At 61.3% G+C, this 18,584-nt stretch carries 17 protein-coding genes; 13 read left to right on the top strand and 4 right to left on the bottom strand.

Features of this window, described 5'->3' with window-relative positions; translation table 11 throughout:
- Positions 1-39: 39 nt before the first annotated feature.
- Together QF010_RS10025 and QF010_RS10020 are read right to left on the bottom strand one after the other, a co-directional pair.
- Positions 40-1,380 (bottom strand): PQQ-dependent sugar dehydrogenase, encoded by a 1,341-nt coding sequence (locus tag QF010_RS10025; protein ID WP_429533044.1) that lies wholly within the window; start codon positions 1,378-1,380, stop codon positions 40-42.
- 185 nt (positions 1,381-1,565) lie between these two features.
- Complete coding sequence (locus tag QF010_RS10020; protein WP_033060260.1) at positions 1,566-2,489, bottom strand: LysR family transcriptional regulator; 924 nt, start codon at positions 2,487-2,489, stop codon at positions 1,566-1,568.
- A 175-nt stretch (positions 2,490-2,664) separates the two neighbouring features.
- Here QF010_RS10020 and QF010_RS10015 point away from each other — a divergent pair, with 175 nt between their 5' ends.
- The 12 genes from QF010_RS10015 to QF010_RS09960 all read left to right on the top strand — a co-directional run bounded on the left by QF010_RS10015 (position 2,665) and on the right by QF010_RS09960 (position 15,654).
- The gene (locus tag QF010_RS10015; protein ID WP_429533043.1) at positions 2,665-3,804 is read left to right on the top strand and encodes an iron-containing alcohol dehydrogenase; all 1,140 of its coding nucleotides are present in this window, start codon (positions 2,665-2,667) and stop codon (positions 3,802-3,804) included.
- A gap of 72 nt (positions 3,805-3,876) precedes the next feature.
- Positions 3,877-4,656, top strand: coding sequence for an enoyl-CoA hydratase-related protein (locus tag QF010_RS10010; protein WP_429533042.1), 780 nt, complete (start codon positions 3,877-3,879; stop codon positions 4,654-4,656).
- Position 4,657: 1 nt separating this feature from the next.
- Positions 4,658-5,863 carry a CaiB/BaiF CoA transferase family protein gene (locus QF010_RS10005; protein ID WP_033060254.1) on the top strand — a complete coding sequence of 402 codons (1,206 nt, stop codon included), beginning with the start codon at positions 4,658-4,660 and terminating at the stop codon, positions 5,861-5,863.
- 166 nt (positions 5,864-6,029) lie between these two features.
- Positions 6,030-7,073, top strand: a complete 1,044-nt coding sequence (locus tag QF010_RS10000; RefSeq protein WP_033060331.1) for a TRAP transporter substrate-binding protein — start codon at positions 6,030-6,032, stop codon at positions 7,071-7,073.
- Positions 7,074-7,088: 15 nt separating this feature from the next.
- On the top strand, positions 7,089-8,987 hold the full coding sequence (locus QF010_RS09995; RefSeq protein ID WP_429533041.1) for a TRAP transporter large permease: 1,899 nt from the start codon (positions 7,089-7,091) through the stop codon (positions 8,985-8,987).
- 40 nt (positions 8,988-9,027) lie between these two features.
- A complete protein-coding gene (locus tag QF010_RS09990; protein WP_429510396.1) occupies positions 9,028-9,486 on the top strand; it encodes a thioesterase family protein in 459 nt (152 codons plus the stop codon).
- Positions 9,487-9,501: 15 nt separating this feature from the next.
- On the top strand, positions 9,502-10,461 hold the full coding sequence (locus tag QF010_RS09985; RefSeq protein WP_429533040.1) for an amidohydrolase family protein: 960 nt from the start codon (positions 9,502-9,504) through the stop codon (positions 10,459-10,461).
- Positions 10,454-11,413 (top strand): amidohydrolase family protein, encoded by a 960-nt coding sequence (locus tag QF010_RS09980; RefSeq protein WP_429533039.1) that lies wholly within the window; start codon positions 10,454-10,456, stop codon positions 11,411-11,413. The genes QF010_RS09985 and QF010_RS09980 overlap by 8 nt, the downstream gene beginning before the upstream one ends.
- Before the next feature lie 31 nt (positions 11,414-11,444).
- On the top strand, positions 11,445-13,022 hold the full coding sequence (locus QF010_RS09975; protein WP_429533038.1) for an aldehyde dehydrogenase (NADP(+)): 1,578 nt from the start codon (positions 11,445-11,447) through the stop codon (positions 13,020-13,022).
- A gap of 124 nt (positions 13,023-13,146) precedes the next feature.
- On the top strand, positions 13,147-13,719 hold the full coding sequence (locus QF010_RS09970) for a PPC domain-containing DNA-binding protein (protein WP_429533037.1): 573 nt from the start codon (positions 13,147-13,149) through the stop codon (positions 13,717-13,719).
- Between the two features lie 98 nt (positions 13,720-13,817).
- On the top strand, positions 13,818-15,125 hold the full coding sequence (locus tag QF010_RS09965) for an OprD family porin (RefSeq protein WP_429533036.1): 1,308 nt from the start codon (positions 13,818-13,820) through the stop codon (positions 15,123-15,125).
- Between the two features lie 211 nt (positions 15,126-15,336).
- On the top strand, positions 15,337-15,654 hold the full coding sequence (locus QF010_RS09960; protein WP_033060240.1) for a DUF2388 domain-containing protein: 318 nt from the start codon (positions 15,337-15,339) through the stop codon (positions 15,652-15,654).
- A gap of 52 nt (positions 15,655-15,706) precedes the next feature.
- Here the strand turns inward: QF010_RS09960 and QF010_RS09955 are convergent, their stop codons facing one another.
- Complete coding sequence (locus tag QF010_RS09955; protein WP_033060238.1) at positions 15,707-16,639, bottom strand: pyridoxal-phosphate dependent enzyme; 933 nt, start codon at positions 16,637-16,639, stop codon at positions 15,707-15,709.
- Positions 16,640-16,706: 67 nt separating this feature from the next.
- Positions 16,707-17,498 (bottom strand): SDR family NAD(P)-dependent oxidoreductase, encoded by a 792-nt coding sequence (locus tag QF010_RS09950; protein ID WP_429510403.1) that lies wholly within the window; start codon positions 17,496-17,498, stop codon positions 16,707-16,709.
- 123 nt (positions 17,499-17,621) lie between these two features.
- Here QF010_RS09950 and QF010_RS09945 point away from each other — a divergent pair, with 123 nt between their 5' ends.
- Positions 17,622-18,569 (top strand): GlxA family transcriptional regulator, encoded by a 948-nt coding sequence (locus tag QF010_RS09945; RefSeq protein ID WP_429533035.1) that lies wholly within the window; start codon positions 17,622-17,624, stop codon positions 18,567-18,569.
- Positions 18,570-18,584: the final 15 nt, after the last annotated feature.

Below are 18,584 nucleotides of genomic sequence, written 5' to 3'. Positions count from 1 at the left end.
GGCTCATCCTGCATCCATCTAACTGTCCCAATCCTCAATCTAGGGTTTGGCGATCGCGATACGCCAAACCTTGTTCCCGACATCATCGGCCACCAACAACGCGCCGCTCTGATCAAGCGTGACGCCCACCGGGCGCCCTTGCGCTTCGCCATCGGCATTGAGGAAACCTGTCAAGAAATCGACCGGCATGCCGGAAGGCTTTCCGTCGCTAAACGGAATGAACACCACCTTGTAGCCCGCCTGCGGATTACGGTTCCACGAGCCGTGTTCACCGACAAAAACGCCACTGGCGAAGTTGGCCGGCATCGCCCGTGAATCAGAGAACGTCAGGCCTAACGGTGCAACGTGGGTGCCGAGCGCGTAGTCCGGTGCGAGGGCCTTGGCCACCTTGTCCGGGCGCGGCGGCTCGACGCGGGTGTCGACATGGGCGCCGTAATAGCTCCACGGCCAGCCGTAGAACCCACCGTCCTGCACCGACGTCAGGTAATCCGGCACAAGGTCGCTGCCGATTTCGTCGCGCTCGTTGACCACGGTCCACAACTGGGTCGAACCGGGCTTCCAGGCCAGCCCGTTGGGGTTGCGCAGGCCGCTGGCAAACAGACGCTTGCTGCCGCTTTTGACGTCTACCTCCCAAATCGCTGCGCGCCCTTCTTCTGCATCAAGGCCGTTCTCGCCGACATTGCTGTTGGAACCGACCGTGACGTAAAGCTTGGTGCCCTCGAGGTTGGCGAGGACATTCTTGGTCCAGTGGTGATTGATGCCTGCAGGCAGGTCGGTGACTTTCACCGGGGTGGCGTCACTCTCGGTTTGCCCCTCGATATAAGGCACTTTGACCAAGGCATCGGCATTGCCGATAAACAACTCATTGCCCACCAACGCCATGCCAAACGGCGAAGCGAGGCCCGTCATGAATACTTTCCGGACTTCCGCGTGGCCATCACCGTCGGCATCGCGCAACAAAGTAATGCGATTGGCGCTGGGTGCATCAGCACCAATACGGCCCATCACAACACCCATGACGGTGCGTTTTGCCCAGGCGATCGGGCCGGTGCCACCGTCAGTGGCGCCTTCCGGCATCGGCGGGTGGTTGCTCTCGGCAACCAGCACATCGCCATTGGGCAGCGTATACACCCAGCGCGGGTGATCGAGGTTTTCGGCCAGCGCGGTCACTTTGAAACCGGCAGGTGCCTTGGGCATGTCATTACCCGCCCAGCCGACCGCTTTGGACACTTTTAACGTAGGGATCAGCGAGGTGGTGGGTTCAGGCAATTGCGGGGACGGACCGACGCTGGCCTGAGGCGGCAGTTTGGAAGACTCACCACACGCGGTGAGTAGCGCGGCAGTGGTCATCAAGAGCGCAAGTCGGTTGGACACATTCATTGTTCTAACCTCGCAACGGCCATCCGTGGGCCAATTATTGGGCAGGCAAAATCCCGGCGAAGTATCGCGGCGCGGGTCCGTTTCAAACACCGCGTCTGTCGCAAATCAAATTTGCCTGAAACGCACGAATGCGCGCCTCCAAAGCCGGGCACTATCGCAAGCGCCTGTTTCAACCGTTACCGAGTTCAAACGGGGTTCAACAACGCCTCTCGCAGCAACCTGGCGGCCGGCGAATCCGGCACGCCTTTGCGCGACACCAGCTCATACGGTTCGCTGCGCGAGGTGATGGGCAGCGGCAGCGTGGTGGTGAAACCGTAGCCGGAGCAGAACTTCGCCACATCAGTCGACACCAACGCGACGAGGGTCGGGTTTTCCTGAAGCAGCGACAAGGTGGCAAACGCCGACGTGGTTTCCAGCAGGTGCACCGGAAAACGCAGGTCAGCCTCATGAAACTCGCGCTCCAGCAGCAAACGCATCGGCATGTTGGCGCGATAGACCACCCAGCGGTAATCCACCAGGTCCTTCAGCGAGAGCTGCCGGGCATAGGCGAACGGATGCTGTGTGCTGGCGATCACTGCCAGGGTTTCTTCGACGAAGGTCGAGCTCTCATACAAGTAGGGCGTGTTGCTGATGGTCGTACGGCAGATAGCCAGGTCCAGGCGCCCGGCGTCAAGCTGGCTGAGCAGTGCGGCGCTGGTGTCTTCGACGATCTCGATGGACAGCTTCGGGTGGTCGGCAATCACCCGGCTGATCGCAGTGGTCAGCAGCGGGACGGCGCCCATGATGGTGCCGACGGACACACGTCCGCCCTCTCCGCTCATGATGCCGATGATCTCTTCGCGCAGGTGCGCAAGGTCGGTCTGGATCAAGCGTGCGTAACGAATGACCGAGCGTCCGGCATCGTTCGGTTCAAGCCCGCGGTTAGTGCGGGTGAACAGCGCAGTGCCGAATGTGGTTTCAATTTCTTGCAGGGCTTTACTGGCGCCCGGCTGGGTCAGCGCGACCTGTTTGGCCGCGCCCAGCAAGGAGCCGTGTTCATCAAGGGCTATCAACAAGCGAAGCTGCTTGATGTGCAGGCGGGACATGATCGAATTGAGTGAGGGCGTCATCAGGGTTAACTAAAAGTTATAGAGGTATCGAAAGTTGTCAGTATCGAGGCTCGCCACGACGGCCCTATAGTCCACTCCACAACCAGGCAATGCAATGGGTTTGACCAGAGAGCGAAAGCCTTCCTGCCGCAGACCGATTGCAACAATAACAATCCTGTATAACTTGTGGTGAATCATGTCCCTCATCAATTACGTCACCAAGATCCAGTTCGGCTACGACAGCCTGCAGCATCTGGCCGCCGAAGCCGAGCGCGCGGGCATTACCCGGCCGCTGATCGTCACCGACATCGGCGTGCGCAATGCCGGCATCGTCAACAAGGTCATCGCGGCCCTCGGCGCCAGTCTTCCTCCTTCGATTTTCGACGCCACCCCTTCCAACCCCAACGAGCACGCCGTACGTGAAGCCGTCGCGCAATACCACCGCGACGAGTGCAACGGCATCATCGCGGTCGGCGGTGGTTCTTCCATCGACCTGGCCAAAGGTGTCGCTGTTTGCGCCACGCACGACGGCCCCCTGCAAAGCTTTGCGGTGATCGAAGGCGGCCTGGATCGCATTACCTCCGCCACCGCGCCGCTGATCGCCATTCCTACCACGGCGGGCACCGGCAGCGAAGTCGGACGAGGCGCCATCCTGATCCTCGACGATGGTCGCAAGGTGGGCGTAATCTCACCTTATGTGGTGCCTCGCGTGGCCATCTGCGACCCGGAACTGACCCTGGGCCTGCCACCGATGCTGACCGCCGCCACCGGCATGGACGCGATCGCTCATTGCATCGAGACGTTCATGGCGCCGGCCTTCAACCCGGCGGCGGATGGCATCGCCCTCGACGGCCTGTGGCGTGCCTGGGAACACATCGAGCGCGCCACCGCCGAACCCGGTGATCGCGAAGCACGAATGAACATGATGAGCGCGTCGATGCAGGGCGCACTCGCCTTTCAGAAGGGATTGGGCTGCGTGCACAGCCTGTCTCACGCCTTGGGCGGCATCAATCCGAAGCTGCACCACGGCACTTTGAACGCCATCTTCCTGCCAGCGGTCGTGGACTTCAACGCCAACGCCCCGACCGTTCGCGTCGAACGCAAGCTCGAACGCCTGCGACATGCCATGGGCCTTGAGGCAGGCGCCAATATCGGCACGGCCATCGAAGACATGACCCGACGCCTGGGCCTGCCGACCCGCCTGAGCGAAATCGGCGTCGACGAAAGCCTGTTTGCCGGCATCGTCGAAGGCGCGTTGCACGATCACAGCCACAAGACCAACCCCCGCGAAGCATCGTCCGCGGACTACCTCTCGATGCTTGAGCAGTCGTTGTAACCGTCGCTACCCAACAATAAAAAATGAGGAGGCAGCCGCGTCGTCGGTTAAACCGACGCCAGCGCAACAATCATGAAGCCCACCGTCCTTATCGACCGGCAAGACAGCCTTGCCACCGTCACCCTCAGCCACCCGGGGAAAATGAACGCCCTGACCTTGTCCATGTGGCAGGACCTGGGTGATGTCATGACCGAGTTGTCTGCCGACGCCAGCGTGCGTTGCGTCGTGTTGCGCGGTGCCGGCGAACAAGCCTTCGCGGCCGGCGCCGATGTCAGCGAGTTTCCGACCGTGCGCGCCAACGCGGCACAAGCCCGGGTGTATGCCGACATCACTTCCAGGGCCATGCGCGCCGTTGCCGACTGCCCGCACCCGGTGATCGCGATGATCCATGGCGTGTGTGTCGGCGGCGGCCTGGAAATCGCGGCGCTCTGCGACCTGCGTATCTGCGGCACCTCCAGTCGTTTCGGCGCGCCGGTCGGCAAGCTGGGGCTGGTTATGTCGTATGACGAAATGGCTGGCCTAGTGGCACTGGCCGGGCGCTCGACGACCCTGGAGATTCTGCTGGAGGGTCGCATTCTCGACGCCAACGACGCCTACGTAAAAAACCTCGTGACCCGCGTCGTGCCCGATGCCGAGGTCGAGTTCGAAACCCTCGCTACCGCCCGGCGCATCGCCAATGGAGCGCCCCTCGTCGCCCGCTGGCATCGCCAGGCCGCACGCCAGCTTGAGGCCGGCGTTGCCCCCACCCTCGAGCAGATTGACGCGAGTTACTTCTGCTACGACACCGAAGATTTTCAGATCGGTCTGAACGCTTTCATCGAGAAAGCCAAACCACAATTCAAGGGGAAATAACATGGGACCGCTGACAGGAATGCGCGTTGTAGAACTGGCTCACATCATGTCCGGCCCAGTGTGCGGAATGATGCTGGCCGACATGGGCGCGGACGTGGTGAAGGTCGAGAAAGTCCCGGGCGGTGATGATTCGCGCCGCTTCTCGCCGATCATGGCCAGCGGTGAATCCGCCTCGTTCATGGTGGTGAACCGCAACAAGCGCGGTATTGGCCTGAACCTGAAAACCGAGGGCGGGCGCGACGTGTTGCGCCGCCTCTTGATGGACGCCGATGTGGTCACGGAAAACTACCGTGCCGGCACCATGGAGAAATTCGGCCTGGGCTATGAAACGCTGAAAACCCTCAACCCAGGGCTGATCTACTGCGCGATCTCCGGTTACGGCCGCAGCGGGCCGTTCGGCGAGAAAGGCGGTTTCGACCTGATCGCCCAAGGCATGAGCGGCATGATGAGCATGACCGGTGAAGCCGGGCGTGAGCCGGTCAAGGCCGGTTCGCCAGTCGCTGACATCAACTCCGGCATTCTCGCCGCCCTCGGCATCTGTGCAGCGTACGCCGCCAAACAGAAAACCGGCCTCGGGCAGATGGTCGACACCTCGTTGTTCGAAGCAGGCCTGCAACAAATGTACTGGCCGGCGGCGGCGTATTTCGCCGACGGCACGATCCTGCCGAAGATGGGTTCGGCCAACTCCACCAGCGCGCCGTATCAGGTGTTCCGCACGGCGGACGGCTGGATCAACATTGGCGCCGCCAACCAGGCCAACTACGAACGGCTGGTCGAGGCACTCGCCCTGCCACAACTCAAAGCCGACCCACGCTTCGCCAGCAACGCGTTGCGCATGGAGCACCGTCTGGCCCTGGTGGAAATCCTCAACGAAGTCCTGGTCGCGCGCACCACGGATGAATGGATGGTGCTGTTCGACAGCCTCGGCCTGCCTGCCGGGCCGGTCCTCGATATCGCGGCAGCGCTGGCTCACCCACAAACCGAAGCACGCGGCATGGTCGTCGAGACCCAACACCCGACCGAAGGCCGGGTACGCGGCATGGGCCTGCCGATTCACTTCTCCGACATGGACAACGCCGCGCCGCCAACCAGTCGACATGCCCCGCTGCTCGGTGAACACACCCGCGAAGTGTTGAAAGAAAGCGGCTTCTCGGAAACCGAAATCGATGAGCTGATTAGAACCCAGGCCGTCGTGGCACTGAAATAACGCAAACCTGTAGGAGCGAGCCTGCTCGCGAATGCGGTGGGTCAGTCGACATGAATTTCGAGTCTGACGACGCTATCGCGAGCAGGCTCACTCCTACAGGGAGCAGCGCTCGCTTGAACGATCCGCAGTTTTTTTGAACAACTACAAAAACAATAAGGTGAACATCATGAGCCGTATCTTGACCGAGTCCGTCAGCCGCCGATCATTTCTAGTGTCTGCCGGCGTCACCGTTGGCGGCGCATTCGCCGCCAACCTGCTGCCCTCCAGCGTCTTCGCCGCGACCAAACCCATTGTGTTGCGCTACACCAGCAGCCTGCCCGACACCCATCCGTTGAACATCCAGATGAAGGCCGCTTCGCTCGCCATCAAGGCCGAAACCAACGGCGCCGTGGACCTGCAGGTGTACGCCAACGGCGCCATGGGCGGCGACACCGACATGCTGTCCCAGGTACGCGCCGGGGCAATTGACTTCATTCCCTTGCCAGGCGCGATTCTCTCCACGCTGGTGCCGGCCATGTCGATCGAAAGCATGCCGTTCGCGTTCAAGGACTACGACAGTGTCTGGGCCGCGCTGGACGGCAAGCTGGGCGAGTACGTACGCGCCAAGACCGAGAAGGTCGGCCTGATCCCGATGGAGAAAGTGTGGAACAACGGCTTCCGCCAGATCACCAGCTCGACGCGTCCGATCAACACGCCGCAAGACCTGGCCGGTTTCAAACTGCGTGTGCTGGTCAGCCCGTTGTGGACCTCCATGTTCAGCGCCCTGGGCGCCTCCCCTACCGGCATCAGCATCAACGAGACCTACTCGGCGTTGCAGACCAAAGTCGTCGACGGCCAGGAAAACCCATTGGTGGTGGTCGAGGCTGCACGCTTCTATGAAGTGCAGAAATACTGCTCCATGACCGATCACATCTGGGGTGGTTTCTGGATCGTCGCCTCGGGCAAGACCTTTCCAAAACTGCCGGCGGATGTGCAGGAAATCGTTTCCCGGCAGATCAACGCCGCCGCGCTGATTCAGCGTCAACAGGTGATCGACCTCAACTCCAGCCTGGAGCCGTCCCTGACCGCCCATGGCATCACCTTCAACAAAGTCGATCGTTCATTGTTCAGGACTGATCTGCAGTCGAAAGGCTTCTACTCCCAATGGAAGGAAAAGTACGGCCCTGAAGCCTGGAGCTTGCTCGAGCAGTACGCGGGTCAACTGTCCTAAGCCGGAGACAAGGTCATGAAAAGCGAAATACCAATGACGGATGTTTCTCCCGCTGAAGGACTCAGCACGCGCCCCACCACGTTTCGTCTCGGTCGCGCTTTGGACACCGGGCTGCGCTGGCTGACCGAAGGCAGCGCGGCGTTGCTGGTGGTCATCGAAGTCACGCTGCTGTTTTGCAATGTGTTCTCGCGCTACGTGCTCAATCAACCCATCGTCTGGGGCGACGAACTGGCCTCGCTGCTGTTTCTCTGGCTGGCGATGCTCGGCTCAGCGGTGGCGATGCGTCGAGGCGAGCACATGCGGCTGACCTCGTTCATCGGGCGGCTGCCGCTGGAAAAACGCGCCTTTGTCGACACTTTGGGCGCGGTGATTGTCATCACGTTCATCGGGGTGCTGTTCACGCCGGCCTGGGAGTACGTCAGCGACGAGTGGATCATCACCACCGCCGCCCTCGAAATTCCCAACGCCTTTCGCGTGTCCGCCATCGCGGTCGGCCTGAGCCTGATGCTGATGACCTGTGTCGCGCGCCTGCTGACCAGCGCCCGGCTGATCGACTTCTCGGTGTCGGTGGCGATGTTGGCCTCGCTGGCTGCGTTGTTGTGGGTGGCTGAAGGTTCCCTGCTGCTGATGGGCAACTGGAACCTGGTGGTCTTCTTCATGATCGGCGTGATGGCCATGATCGTGATCGGCGTGCCAATCATGGTCGCGTTCGGCCTGGCGACCGTGGCTTACCTGTCGACCATGACCAGCACGCCGCTGACCCTGGTGGTCGGGCGAATGGACGAAGGCATGGCGAGCCTGATTTTGCTGGCCATCCCGTTGTTTGTGTTTTTGGGGGCGCTGATCGAAGCCATGGGCATGGCCCGCGCGATGATCCGCTTCCTCTGCTCGTTGATCGGCCATGTACGTGGCGGCCTGTCTTACGTGCTGATCGGCGCCATTTACCTGATCTCCGGCATTTCCGGCTCCAAGGCTGCCGACATGGCCGCTATCGCACCGGCGCTGTTTCCGGAAATGAAGAAACGCGGTGAGGATGAAAACGAACTGGTGGCGATGCTCAATGCCTCCGGGGCGATGTCGGAAACCATTCCGCCTAGCCTGGTACTGATCACCATCGGTTCGGTGACCGGCGTGTCGATTTCCGCGCTGTTTACCGGTGGTTTCATGCCAGCGGTGGTGGGTGCCATCGCCATGGCGGCGGTGATCTGGTGGAAAAACCGCAAAGGCGAGGCCTCCACCGGTAAACGCGCCTCAGGTAAAGAAATCGGCCACTCGCTGCTGATCGCGTTACCGGCACTGGCCCTGCCCTTCGTGATCCGCACCGCGGTGGTTGAAGGGGTCGCGACCGCCACCGAAGTCGCCGCCATTGGCGTGGCCTACACCTTTATCGTCGGGTTGCTGTGCTACCGCTGCTTTGACTGGCGCCGGCTGTATCCGATCCTGGTCAGCACCGCGTCGTTGTCCGGCGCGATCCTGATCATCATCGGCAGCGCGACCGCCATGGCCTGGGCATTGACCCAGTCGGGCTTCTCGCACCAGTTGGCGCAGGTGATGTCGACGGTGCCGGGTGGCGCGATGGGCTTCCTGATCATCTCCGCCGTGGCGTTCATCCTTCTGGGCAGTTTTCTGGAAGGCATCCCGGCCATCGTGCTGTTCGGGCCGCTGCTGTTCCCGATTGCCAAGGCCATGGGCATCAACGACGTGCATTACGCCATGGTCGCGATCTTCGCCATGGGCCTGGGTTTGTTCGCCCCGCCGTTTGGCGTGGGTTTCTACGCCGCCTGCGCCATCGCCAAGGTCGACCCCAGCGGCGCCATGCGCCGGGTCTGGCCGTATCTCGGCGCGCTGGTTGTGGCCCTGGGCGTGCTGATCGCCGTGCCATGGATCTCCATCGGTTTCCTGCCCAACGCCTGAATCACTTTTTGACTGTCAGCACTCAAATACGAGGTTTCTCATGAATTTCTCCACACTCGAAGCCGGCACCGCCACCGAACGCCAACTGATCGTCGACAAGGAACGCACCATCTCGTTTCTCGGCGAAGACTTGCGCATCTACGCCACGCCCCGCCTGGTGGATGACATCGAACGGACGTGCCTGGACTACCTGCTGACCTTCCTCGATGAGGGCGAAAACACCGTCGGTGCGGCAGTCGACATTCGCCACGTCGGCGCCACGTTGCTGGGCATGTCAGTCAGCATTGTCGCCACGGTTACCCGGATCGAGGGGCGCAGCGTCACCTTCAACGTCGAAGTGCGCGATGACGTCGAGCTGGTGGCCACGGCGGCGCATACCCGGGTGGTGGTGAACGTCGCCAAACTGCGCAGCCGCGTCCAGGCCAAGGCCGAGGCAGCCGCCGCAGGGGAAGTCGAAGACAGCGCACTCAGCCCTTCCCAATTCGCCGCGTCGCGCTGAGCAAGGGACCCCGTCATGATCACGCTGCACGAACGCAACGGCTTGCCCAACCTTGCGGCCGAGGATGCGCTACCGATTGTCGATGCTCACCACCACTTGTGGGACCTGGGCAACGGTCGTTATCCCTGGCTGCAGGACGAGTATCACGAGGATTTTTTCCTCGGCGACTATCACAGTCTGTGCCGTGATTTCTTGCCGGAAAACTTTCTTGCCCTGACCGAAAGACAACGGTTGGTGGGCACAGTGCATGTCGAGGCTGAACGTGCTCGCGATGAGCAAGTCGCCGAGACACGCTGGCTGGAACAGGTGAATGCCCGTTACGGCTTCCCGAATGCCATCGTTGCCCACGCCTGGTTCGATCGTGAGGACAGCGCGGAAATTCTCGCGGCTCAAGCCGCCAGGCCACTGGTGAAAGGCATACGCTCCAAACCCGTCACCTCGGCATCGCCGGAGGTGTCGATTGCCGGCGCCAGGGGCACCATGCAAGACCCGAAATGGCTGGAAGGCTTTTCGCGCCTGGCGGATCACGACCTGTCGTGGGATCTGCGCGTGCCACCGTGGCACCTGGTCGAGGCCGCTGAAGTGGCGGCGATGTTTCCGCAGATCCGGATCGCGCTCAATCACACCGGATTCGCCTGGGATCGCAGCCCGCACGGCATGGCCCGTTGGCGCAAAGGCCTGGAAGCCCTGGCCCTGCAACCCAACGTGCACATCAAGCTCTCGGAGTTCGGGCTGAAAGACTCGCCCTGGAACTACAACGACAACCGGATCGTGGTGCTGACCGCACTGGAGATTTTCGGCCCCGAGCGCTGCATGTTCGCCAGCAACTTCCCGGTCGCCGGATTGCGCGCGTCCTACGACACGATTGCCGACGGCATGGCCGCGATGCTCGCGCCACTGGGGCGTGCCGTGCAGGAAGCGGTGTTCGCCGGCAATGCTCAACGCTTTTATCGTCTGGAGGAACAGCATGGATAACCCATCCGTGATCGACTGGCGTGCGCGCTTTCTGGCCAGCGGCGAGGATGCGGACTTACCCATCGTCGACGCTCACCAGCACTATTTCGACATCGAAAAGCATTACTACCCGTGGCTGAACGACCGCCCGTTGCGCCCCTTTCGTTATGGCGATTATTCATCGATCTGCCGCAACTTTCTGCCTGAGGACTATCGCCGGCTGACGGGCAACCATCGCATCGTGCAGACCGTCGTCATCGAGGGTGAATGGGACCCTGCGACGCCCGCCGATGAGGTGAGGTTTGTCGAGTCACTGGCACAAAACGAACCAACCCTGGCGGCGATGGTGGCGCAGGCCTGGCTTGATCGTGAAGACGCATCGGACCTCCTGCGCCAGTACGGCGATCATCCGTTGGTGCGCGGCGTGCGCCACAAACCTGTGGTCACCCGCCTTGAGGCATGGCGCGAAGATTTCCTGGCGCCGGGCTCGATGCGCGATCCCCGCTGGCGCGAGGGCTACGCACAACTGGCTGAAAACGGTCTGCACTTCGAGTTGCAGGCGCCCTGGTGGCATCTGGCGGAAGCGGCCGAGCTGGCCAGGGACTTTCCCGATGTGACCATCGTGGTCAATCACACCGCACTGCCGGCGGATCGCTCCGAAGAAGGATTGGCCGGCTGGCGTGAAAGCCTCGCGTTGCTGGCACGGGAGCCGAACGTTGCCTTGAAGATTTCCGGCATCTGCATCCCCGGCAAGGCGTGGCCCGTCGAGTCGAACCGCGTGGTGGTGAACGACGCGATTTCGATTGTCGATGTCAGTCGCTGTGCGTTTGCCAGCAATTACCCGGTCGACGGCGTCGTGAACGGCATGAGCGAGATCTTCGACGGCTTCAAAACGATTGTCAGCGACCGTTCCCTCACGGATCGACTCGCCCTGTTTCATGACAACGCCCGCCGTATTTACCGGCTCACTTGACCCTCATTTGAACAGCCCTTCAGGAGTTCCCATGTTTGAAGTTTCAGGCCTCAACTACATCGCTGGCGCGCGTTCGGCAAAAGGTTCGAGCACCTTGCAAAGCCACGACGCCAATACCGGCGAAGCACTGCCCTATCGTTTCCATCAGGCGACCGTGGATGAAGTGAACACCGCTGCAGAAGCGGCGGCCACGGCTTACCCGATCTTTCGCCAACTTTCATCCGCCCGACGCGCTCAGTTTTTGGAGGCTATTGCCACTGAGCTTGACGCGCTGGACGACTCGTTCATTGCCCTCGTGTGCCGGGAAACCGCCCTGCCCGCCGGCCGTATTCAAGGTGAGCGGGCACGCACCAGCGGCCAGATGCGCCTGTTCGCCACGATGCTGCGTCGCGGCGATTTCTACGGCGCCCGCATCGACCGTGCGCTGCCCGACCGTCAACCGCTGCCCCGCCCCGACCTGCGCCAGTACCGCACCGGGCTCGGTCCGGTCGCCGTGTTCGGGGCCAGCAATTTCCCGTTGGCCTTCTCCACCGCTGGCGGCGACACCGCAGCGGCACTCGCCGCCGGTTGCCCGGTGGTGTTCAAGGCCCATAGCGGGCATATGGCAACCGCCGATTATGTCGCCGATGCAATCACCCGCGCGGCCAGAAAAACCGGAATGCCGGATGGCGTGTTCAACATGCTCTACGGCAGCGTCGGCGAGGCGCTGGTCAAGCACCCGGCGATCCAGGCGGTGGGTTTCACGGGGTCATTGCGTGGCGGTCGGGCCTTGTGCGACATGGCAGCGGCGCGTCCTCAACCGATCCCGGTGTTCGCCGAGATGAGCAGCATCAACCCGGTGGTGGTGATGCCCGACGCACTCAAGGTTCGCGGTGACAAGATCGCTGCCGAATTGGCCGCTTCCGTGGTGTTGGGCGCAGGTCAGTTCTGCACCAATCCCGGTTTGGTACTGGGCATTCGCTCGCCCGAGTTCACGGCTTTCCTCGAACGCTTTACCGGTTTGATGAATGAACAACCGGCGCAAACCATGCTCAACACCGGGGCGTTGAAAAGTTATTGCCACGGTTTGGACAACCTTCGCGCTCACGCTGGCATGACTCACCTGGCCGGCGCAGAACAACAAGGCAACCAGGCACAACCGCAAGTGTTCAAGGCCGACGTCAGCCTGTTGAAAAACGGTGATGAGCTGCTGCAGGAAGAAGTCTTCGGCCCGACCACCCTCGTGGTGGAAGTCGCTGACCAGGCCGAGTTGCTCCAGGCATTGCACGGTTTGCGCGGGCAATTGACCGCCACGCTGATCGTCGAAGATTCGGAACTCAATACCCTGAACGAAGTGCTGGCCCTGCTGGAACAGAAAGTCGGGCGTGTGCTGTTCAACGGTTACCCGACCGGCGTGGAAGTCTGCGATGCCATGGTCCACGGCGGACCGTACCCGGCCACGTCAGATGCTCGCGGTACCTCGGTCGGGACGTTGGCGATCGATCGTTTCCTGCGTCCCGTGTGTTATCAGAACTGCCCCGACAGTTTGCTGCCGGACGCGCTGAAGAACGCTAACCCGCTCAGCATCGCCCGACTGGTGGACGGCGTCAGCAGCCGCGATGCGCTGTAAGTCACCCGGCTTCAACTAACACCCGCTGTCAGCACAACTTCCGCGCCTGTTGAACAACAGGCGTCGGATTCGCTCGTCCCGAAAACCGCACCACCCACACAACAACAAAAACAGAGGAAGTCTCATGCACGTTCAACTTCACCCGACACTGCGCTTCTCCAAGATGATGTTGGCGGTCACCGCTGCCGTTCTGATCAATTCAACGTTTTCCCCACTCGCGGTTGCAGAAACCGCACCCACCGCGACGGCAGCGCCTATGCAATGTGTAACTGAAGCCACACCGCGCTACACCAAAACCCCCACCGGTTACCTCATGGTGCTGCGCATGGGCGATAACGCTTTTAAAGAGCTGACCAAACTGGCCATCGCCGAAAAAATCCCCAGCGCCTCCATCACCGGCATCGGCTTCGGCAATGTGAAGTTCGGTTTCTGGAACAAGGACAAGAAAGACTTCGACGCCAAGACCTTGAACAGTGTCGAGATGGCGAGCATCACCGGCTCCGTGGCCTGGAAGAACGATCAGCCTTCGATCCATATGCACGGCGTCGCCGGCGACGCGACGTTCCAAGCGTACGGCGGCCACATCCTCGACTTCGAGGTCACGACGGGTTCGATGGAAATCACCGTGATCGTCCATCAGCGTCGTCTGGAACGCGGGATTGATCCGTGCATCGGTGCCAACGTGCTGGGTATTTAACTCAAGCGTCACGCTCCCGCAGGCAACTGGCGTTGCCGGCATCCGCGACTGCGGGAGCCACTCTCCCCTATTCAAATTACAAAAAAAGGGCGATTTCGATGAGCAGTAAAACAACGGCGGTAACGATTGCACTGGGCGCCATCGCACTGAGCACCCAGGTGCACGCCGACTTCCTGAGTGACAGCAAGGCAACGTTGGGGATGAGAAATTTCTACTTCAACAACGACAACCGCGACGGCACGGCCGCGCCTTCGAAAACCGAAGAATGGGCGCAGGGTTTCATGCTCGACTACAAGTCGGGCTACACCGATGGCACGGTTGGTTTTGGCGTCGACGCACTGGGCCTGATGGGGATTACGCTGGACAGTGGCAAGGGACGGCACGTCGGCAGTTCGATGATTCCTTCGGACAGTGACAACAGCGCCGTCGACGAATGGAGCCGACTGGGGTTGACCGGCAAGGTCAAAGTCTCGAAAACCGAACTGCGCCTGGGCACGCTGATGCCTAAGCTGCCGATCCTGGTGTCCAACGACGGGCGCCTGTTGCCGCAAACCTTTGAAGGAGGCCAGATCACCTCGGGCGAGTTCAAGGATCTGACCCTCACGGGCGGCCGAATCGAACACGCCACCGGTCGGGGCTCCAGCGATCAGACCGGGTTGGCCGCCACCGGCGGCACCCGTGAAAGCAACGCGTTCGACTTCGCCGGCGGCGACTGGAAAATCACCAAGGACCTGACCGCCCAGTATTACTACGCCAACCTGGACGACTACTACACCCAGCAGTTTTTCGGCCTGATCCACACCCTGGCGATCACGGAAGGTCAGTCGCTGAAGACCGACTTGCGCTACTTCAAGACCGACTCATCCGGTAGAAACAGCTCGGGCACGTCGGGCTACAGAATCAGTGGCTTCACCGAAGGCAATGATGGCGAGATCGACAATAAAACCTGGAGTGCTGCGCTGATTTACACGGTGGGTGGCCATGCCGTCACCGCCGGCTATCAAAGCGTTTCAAGTGGCAGCAACTTCACGCAGCTCAATCAGGGCGGCCTGGCCAACAAAGGGGCCGGCGGCTCCAGCCTTTACCTGTACACCGACCGTCTGATTCAAACCTTCACCCGGGCGGGCGAACGCACAGCCTTCGGTCAATACGCCTATGACTTTGCCGCCATGGGCGTGCCCGGCCTGAAAGCGTCCGTCATGTACCTCAGCGGGGACGACATCAAGACGACCTCTGGCAATACCCAAAAGGAATGGGAGCGGGACATTGCGCTGGACTACGTGATTCAGTCCGGTGCCCTGAAAAATGTCGGATTTGGATGGCGTAACGGCAAGTCCAACAGCGAGGCGGCGCGTGACCAGGATCAGAATCGCTTGATCGTGAGCTACAGCATTCCTCTGCTTTAGCATCGCGGCCCCGCGCTTGCAGCGAAGCAACGCTGGCGCGTCCAGCGTTGTTGGTGGAGGATGATTGTGTGTGTGCGGCGAAGGACTGCGCTTTTTCAAAAGCGCAGGCTTTGAACTGATCACGCTTGAACAGGGAACTCCTGACGACCGCCACGCATCCTACAGATGTGGTACTTCCTTTTTTGCTTCACGCTTTACAGAGGACACCGTCATGCGCCGTCTGATTATCATCTCTTCCCTTTTGCTGTGTTTACCCTTCGGCTCCGCTATGGCCAAAGTGGATGCGGGCGATGTCGCCACGTCAGCCGGGGTTTCCGCATCGTTGTACTCGACCTTCAAGGATGACAAACGGGTGATTCCGGCTCGGGATGACGCCTCCAGCTTCGTTGCCAGTGGCGGCGCGATTCGTGGTGTTTACCTGGAGTCATACTTGAAGCAGATTCGTCAGGAACATCCCGGCCTCAACGCCAGCGACGAAGACCTGGCCAGAGCAATCCTCGTCCAGGACGGCGTTGCAGCGGGTCAATAAAGGCTGAAAAAGTAGCGGTGGGGCTTGCGACACCCGGATAGCGTTTGCAGCCCTACCTTGCTTCAACACCGGAGGACAATCGCGCCCAACCCGCCACCAGTTGCGCGCTGATGCTCACGCCGCCGCACACCACAATCACCACATCATGGGCTCCGGCAATCGCTGGATGGTCCAGGTATCCAATCGCCAACGAAACGCCGCACGCCGGCTCGACCAACTGACGCAAGTCGTTGGCGTAACGCACCACGCCCATGATCGCCTCGTCATCGCTGAGCACCACGCACTCATGGGGGAAATCGAGGATGTGCTGCACCGGCCAGGCGGCTACCTGGGCAGCACCTAGCGAAGTGGCAACGGTGTCGATCCTCGGCAACCTGACCGGATGCCCGGCCTCGACCGCTGCCGCAAAAGAGGCCGCCCCCTGGGTTTCGCAAGCAATGATCCGGCAGTCCATGCGGTCATGGCGAATCAACCCGGTGAGAATGCCCGCCAGCAAACCACCACCCCCTACCGACGTCACTATTGCATCGACCTGAGGACAATCCTCGAGGATTTCATCGACTATCGTGCTGTGCCCTTCCCACAACACCGGATGATCGAAGGCCGGCACGTATTCAGTGTCCGCGCCTTGCGAGAGTTCCTTGGCCCGTTGATTTGCATCGTCCCAGACCTTGCCATGGACGATCACCTCGGCACCGGTTTTCCTGATCCGTGCGCGGGTGGTTTCGGGTGTGGTGTGTGGCACCACAATGCAGGCTTTCAATCCCAGGATGGCGGCCGCCACGGCGGTGGCGAACCCGGCATTACCGCCGGAAGGACAGACGACTTTGCGTTTGCCCTGCGCCTTTGCCTGACTGCACAAAAGACCCATGCCGCGCAATTTGAACGAACCGCTGGGTTGCAGGTTTTCCAGCTTGAGCCAGATCCGCCGGGCCGGCGTCGACAGGCCCGGGTGCAGAATCAACGGCGTTCTGATGTGAAGCATGGCGGTGCTCCTTAAGGGTGAACGGTCCTAATCCAAGCTTAGTTCACCCTGCCCGGAGGCTACCGCTTCAGCGATAACGCGGTGCGGCCGTGGAATTGCCGAACAAGCCTGAAAGCGTCTGGCGCTGGGCTTCGTAGGTGTCCCACTGGTCGCCTTGGTGCAGGCCCGGAATGGTCACCACTTCGCCTTGCGCCAGCCCCGTCAGCGCGGCATCGACCATGTCCTGGGCAGACATCACGATCTCTTGCGGCAGGTTTTCCACGGGGTTGCCGGCCTCGCTCCAGAAATCGGTGGCGGTGGCGCCGGGCAATACAGCCTGGATCCGAATGCCTTTGTCGGCCAGCTCGCGGTGCATGGATTGGCTCAGGCCGAGGACAAACGCCTTGGTCCCGCCATACACGCCGTTGAGAATTTCCGGGGCGACGGCAACGATCGAGGAGATATTGATCACCGTCCCGGTGCCGCGAGCAACGAAGCCTGGTACCACCGCGTAAGCGAGGCGCATCAACGCGGTCACGTTGAGGGTGATCATGTCTTCCATGTCATCCACGGGGCTGCCGAGCAGCGGCATGACAGCGCCGACCCCGGCGTTGTTGACCAACAGGGTGATACTGGCGTCGGAGCGTAGAATTTCTTCGACCCGCCGCACATCGGCCTTGTCTTTCAGATCAGCGGCGACCACTTCCACGGCGCGACCGGTTTCGTTACTCAGGTGGTTGGCCAGGGCGTTCAGTTTTGCCTGGCTGCGGGCGACCAGAATCAGGTCGTAACCCTGCCGGGCGAGACGGTCGGCATACACCGCGCCGATGCCCGAAGAAGCGCCAGTGATCAGCGCGGTACCTTTGGATGAGAGGGCCATGTCGATTTCCTTCACAGTGAGGCGATAACTTCGCCGGGTGTGAACCGTTATAAATGGTCTAACGCTCGTCTCAAATGACGTTTAAAGTACGTTTTTCGGACATGACCTTTTGAGGACATCTCGATGACTTCCGTGGCGTTTGTAGTGTTTGAAGGGTTCCAGTCCATGGCACTGGCGGCCATGCCGGTGTTCGAGTACGCCAACTTCAGCGCCGGCGAAGCGCTGTATGACGTCAGCGTACTGTCCGAAGACGGCCGCACATTGCGCGCTTCCGGTGGGCTGAGCGTCGGCACCGAGGCCTTTGGTGAGCGGGTGTTCGATACGGTGATTGTGGTGGGCGGCGATGCCATCCTCGAGCAGGCACCCGAGGGCGTGCTGAACTACCTGCGCGCAAACGTTAAAACCGCACGGCGCACGGCGTCGATCTGCTCCGGGGCGTTCGTCCTGGCCCAGGCCGGATTGCTCGACGGTCGGCGGGCCACCACTCATTGGGCTTATGCACGGGAGCTGCAAGCGCGGTTTCCATCGATCAAGGTCGAAGAAGACCGCATCTACGTCGTCGACGGTTCGATCTGGACCTCCGCCGGGATGACCGCCGGCATCGACCTGGCGCTGGCCATGGTCGAAAAGGATCACGGCGCCGCACTGGCCCGTACCGTGGCGCAGAAACTGGTGATGTACCACCGCCGCGCGGGCGGCCAGTCGCAGCACTCGGCGCTGCTGGAACTGGAAGCGAAATCCGACCGTATTCAAACCGTCCTTGGCTATGCGCGAGAACACCTCACCGAGACGTTGTCGGTGGAACAACTGGCAGACGTCGCGCGCCTCAGCCCTCGGCAGTTCAGCCGGGCCTTCCGGGCGGAAACCGGTCAATCACCGGCCAAAGCCATCGAGAACCTGCGCCTGGAAACGGCACGGCAAATGCTGGAACGCGGGCGCCTGACCCTCGACCAGATCGCCGAAGAATCCGGCTTCAGCGACTGCCGCCGCATGCGCGAAGCCTTCCTTCGGGCGTTCGGGCAGCCACCGCAGGTGATTCGGCGTAATGCCAGGGCCGGGTTGAACGCGTGAGGGGCGCCAGACCTC

The organism is Pseudomonas silensiensis (genome assembly GCF_050434865.1).
GTDB lineage: Bacteria > Pseudomonadota > Gammaproteobacteria > Pseudomonadales > Pseudomonadaceae > Aquipseudomonas > Aquipseudomonas fluorescens_W.
The sequence above is the reverse complement of the archived record's forward strand: the minus strand, read 5'-3'. Positions and strand labels throughout refer to the sequence as shown.

Excerpts from the sequence above, each read along its gene's own strand:
- QF010_RS10025 (WP_429533044.1), bottom strand. The coding sequence starts at position 1,380 with ATGAATGTGTCCAACCGACTTGCGCTCTTGATGACCACTGCCGCGCTA.
- QF010_RS10020 (WP_033060260.1), bottom strand. The coding sequence starts at position 2,489 with ATGACGCCCTCACTCAATTCGATCATGTCCCGCCTGCACATCAAGCAG.
- QF010_RS10015 (WP_429533043.1), top strand. The coding sequence starts at position 2,665 with ATGTCCCTCATCAATTACGTCACCAAGATCCAGTTCGGCTACGACAGC.
- QF010_RS10010 (WP_429533042.1), top strand. The coding sequence starts at position 3,877 with ATGAAGCCCACCGTCCTTATCGACCGGCAAGACAGCCTTGCCACCGTC.
- QF010_RS10005 (WP_033060254.1), top strand. The coding sequence starts at position 4,658 with ATGGGACCGCTGACAGGAATGCGCGTTGTAGAACTGGCTCACATCATG.
- QF010_RS10000 (WP_033060331.1), top strand. The coding sequence starts at position 6,030 with ATGAGCCGTATCTTGACCGAGTCCGTCAGCCGCCGATCATTTCTAGTG.
- QF010_RS09995 (WP_429533041.1), top strand. The coding sequence starts at position 7,089 with ATGAAAAGCGAAATACCAATGACGGATGTTTCTCCCGCTGAAGGACTC.
- QF010_RS09990 (WP_429510396.1), top strand. The coding sequence starts at position 9,028 with ATGAATTTCTCCACACTCGAAGCCGGCACCGCCACCGAACGCCAACTG.
- QF010_RS09985 (WP_429533040.1), top strand. The coding sequence starts at position 9,502 with ATGATCACGCTGCACGAACGCAACGGCTTGCCCAACCTTGCGGCCGAG.
- QF010_RS09980 (WP_429533039.1), top strand. The coding sequence starts at position 10,454 with ATGGATAACCCATCCGTGATCGACTGGCGTGCGCGCTTTCTGGCCAGC.
- QF010_RS09975 (WP_429533038.1), top strand. The coding sequence starts at position 11,445 with ATGTTTGAAGTTTCAGGCCTCAACTACATCGCTGGCGCGCGTTCGGCA.
- QF010_RS09970 (WP_429533037.1), top strand. The coding sequence starts at position 13,147 with ATGCACGTTCAACTTCACCCGACACTGCGCTTCTCCAAGATGATGTTG.
- QF010_RS09965 (WP_429533036.1), top strand. The coding sequence starts at position 13,818 with ATGAGCAGTAAAACAACGGCGGTAACGATTGCACTGGGCGCCATCGCA.
- QF010_RS09960 (WP_033060240.1), top strand. The coding sequence starts at position 15,337 with ATGCGCCGTCTGATTATCATCTCTTCCCTTTTGCTGTGTTTACCCTTC.
- QF010_RS09955 (WP_033060238.1), bottom strand. The coding sequence starts at position 16,639 with ATGCTTCACATCAGAACGCCGTTGATTCTGCACCCGGGCCTGTCGACG.
- QF010_RS09950 (WP_429510403.1), bottom strand. The coding sequence starts at position 17,498 with ATGGCCCTCTCATCCAAAGGTACCGCGCTGATCACTGGCGCTTCTTCG.
- QF010_RS09945 (WP_429533035.1), top strand. The coding sequence starts at position 17,622 with ATGACTTCCGTGGCGTTTGTAGTGTTTGAAGGGTTCCAGTCCATGGCA.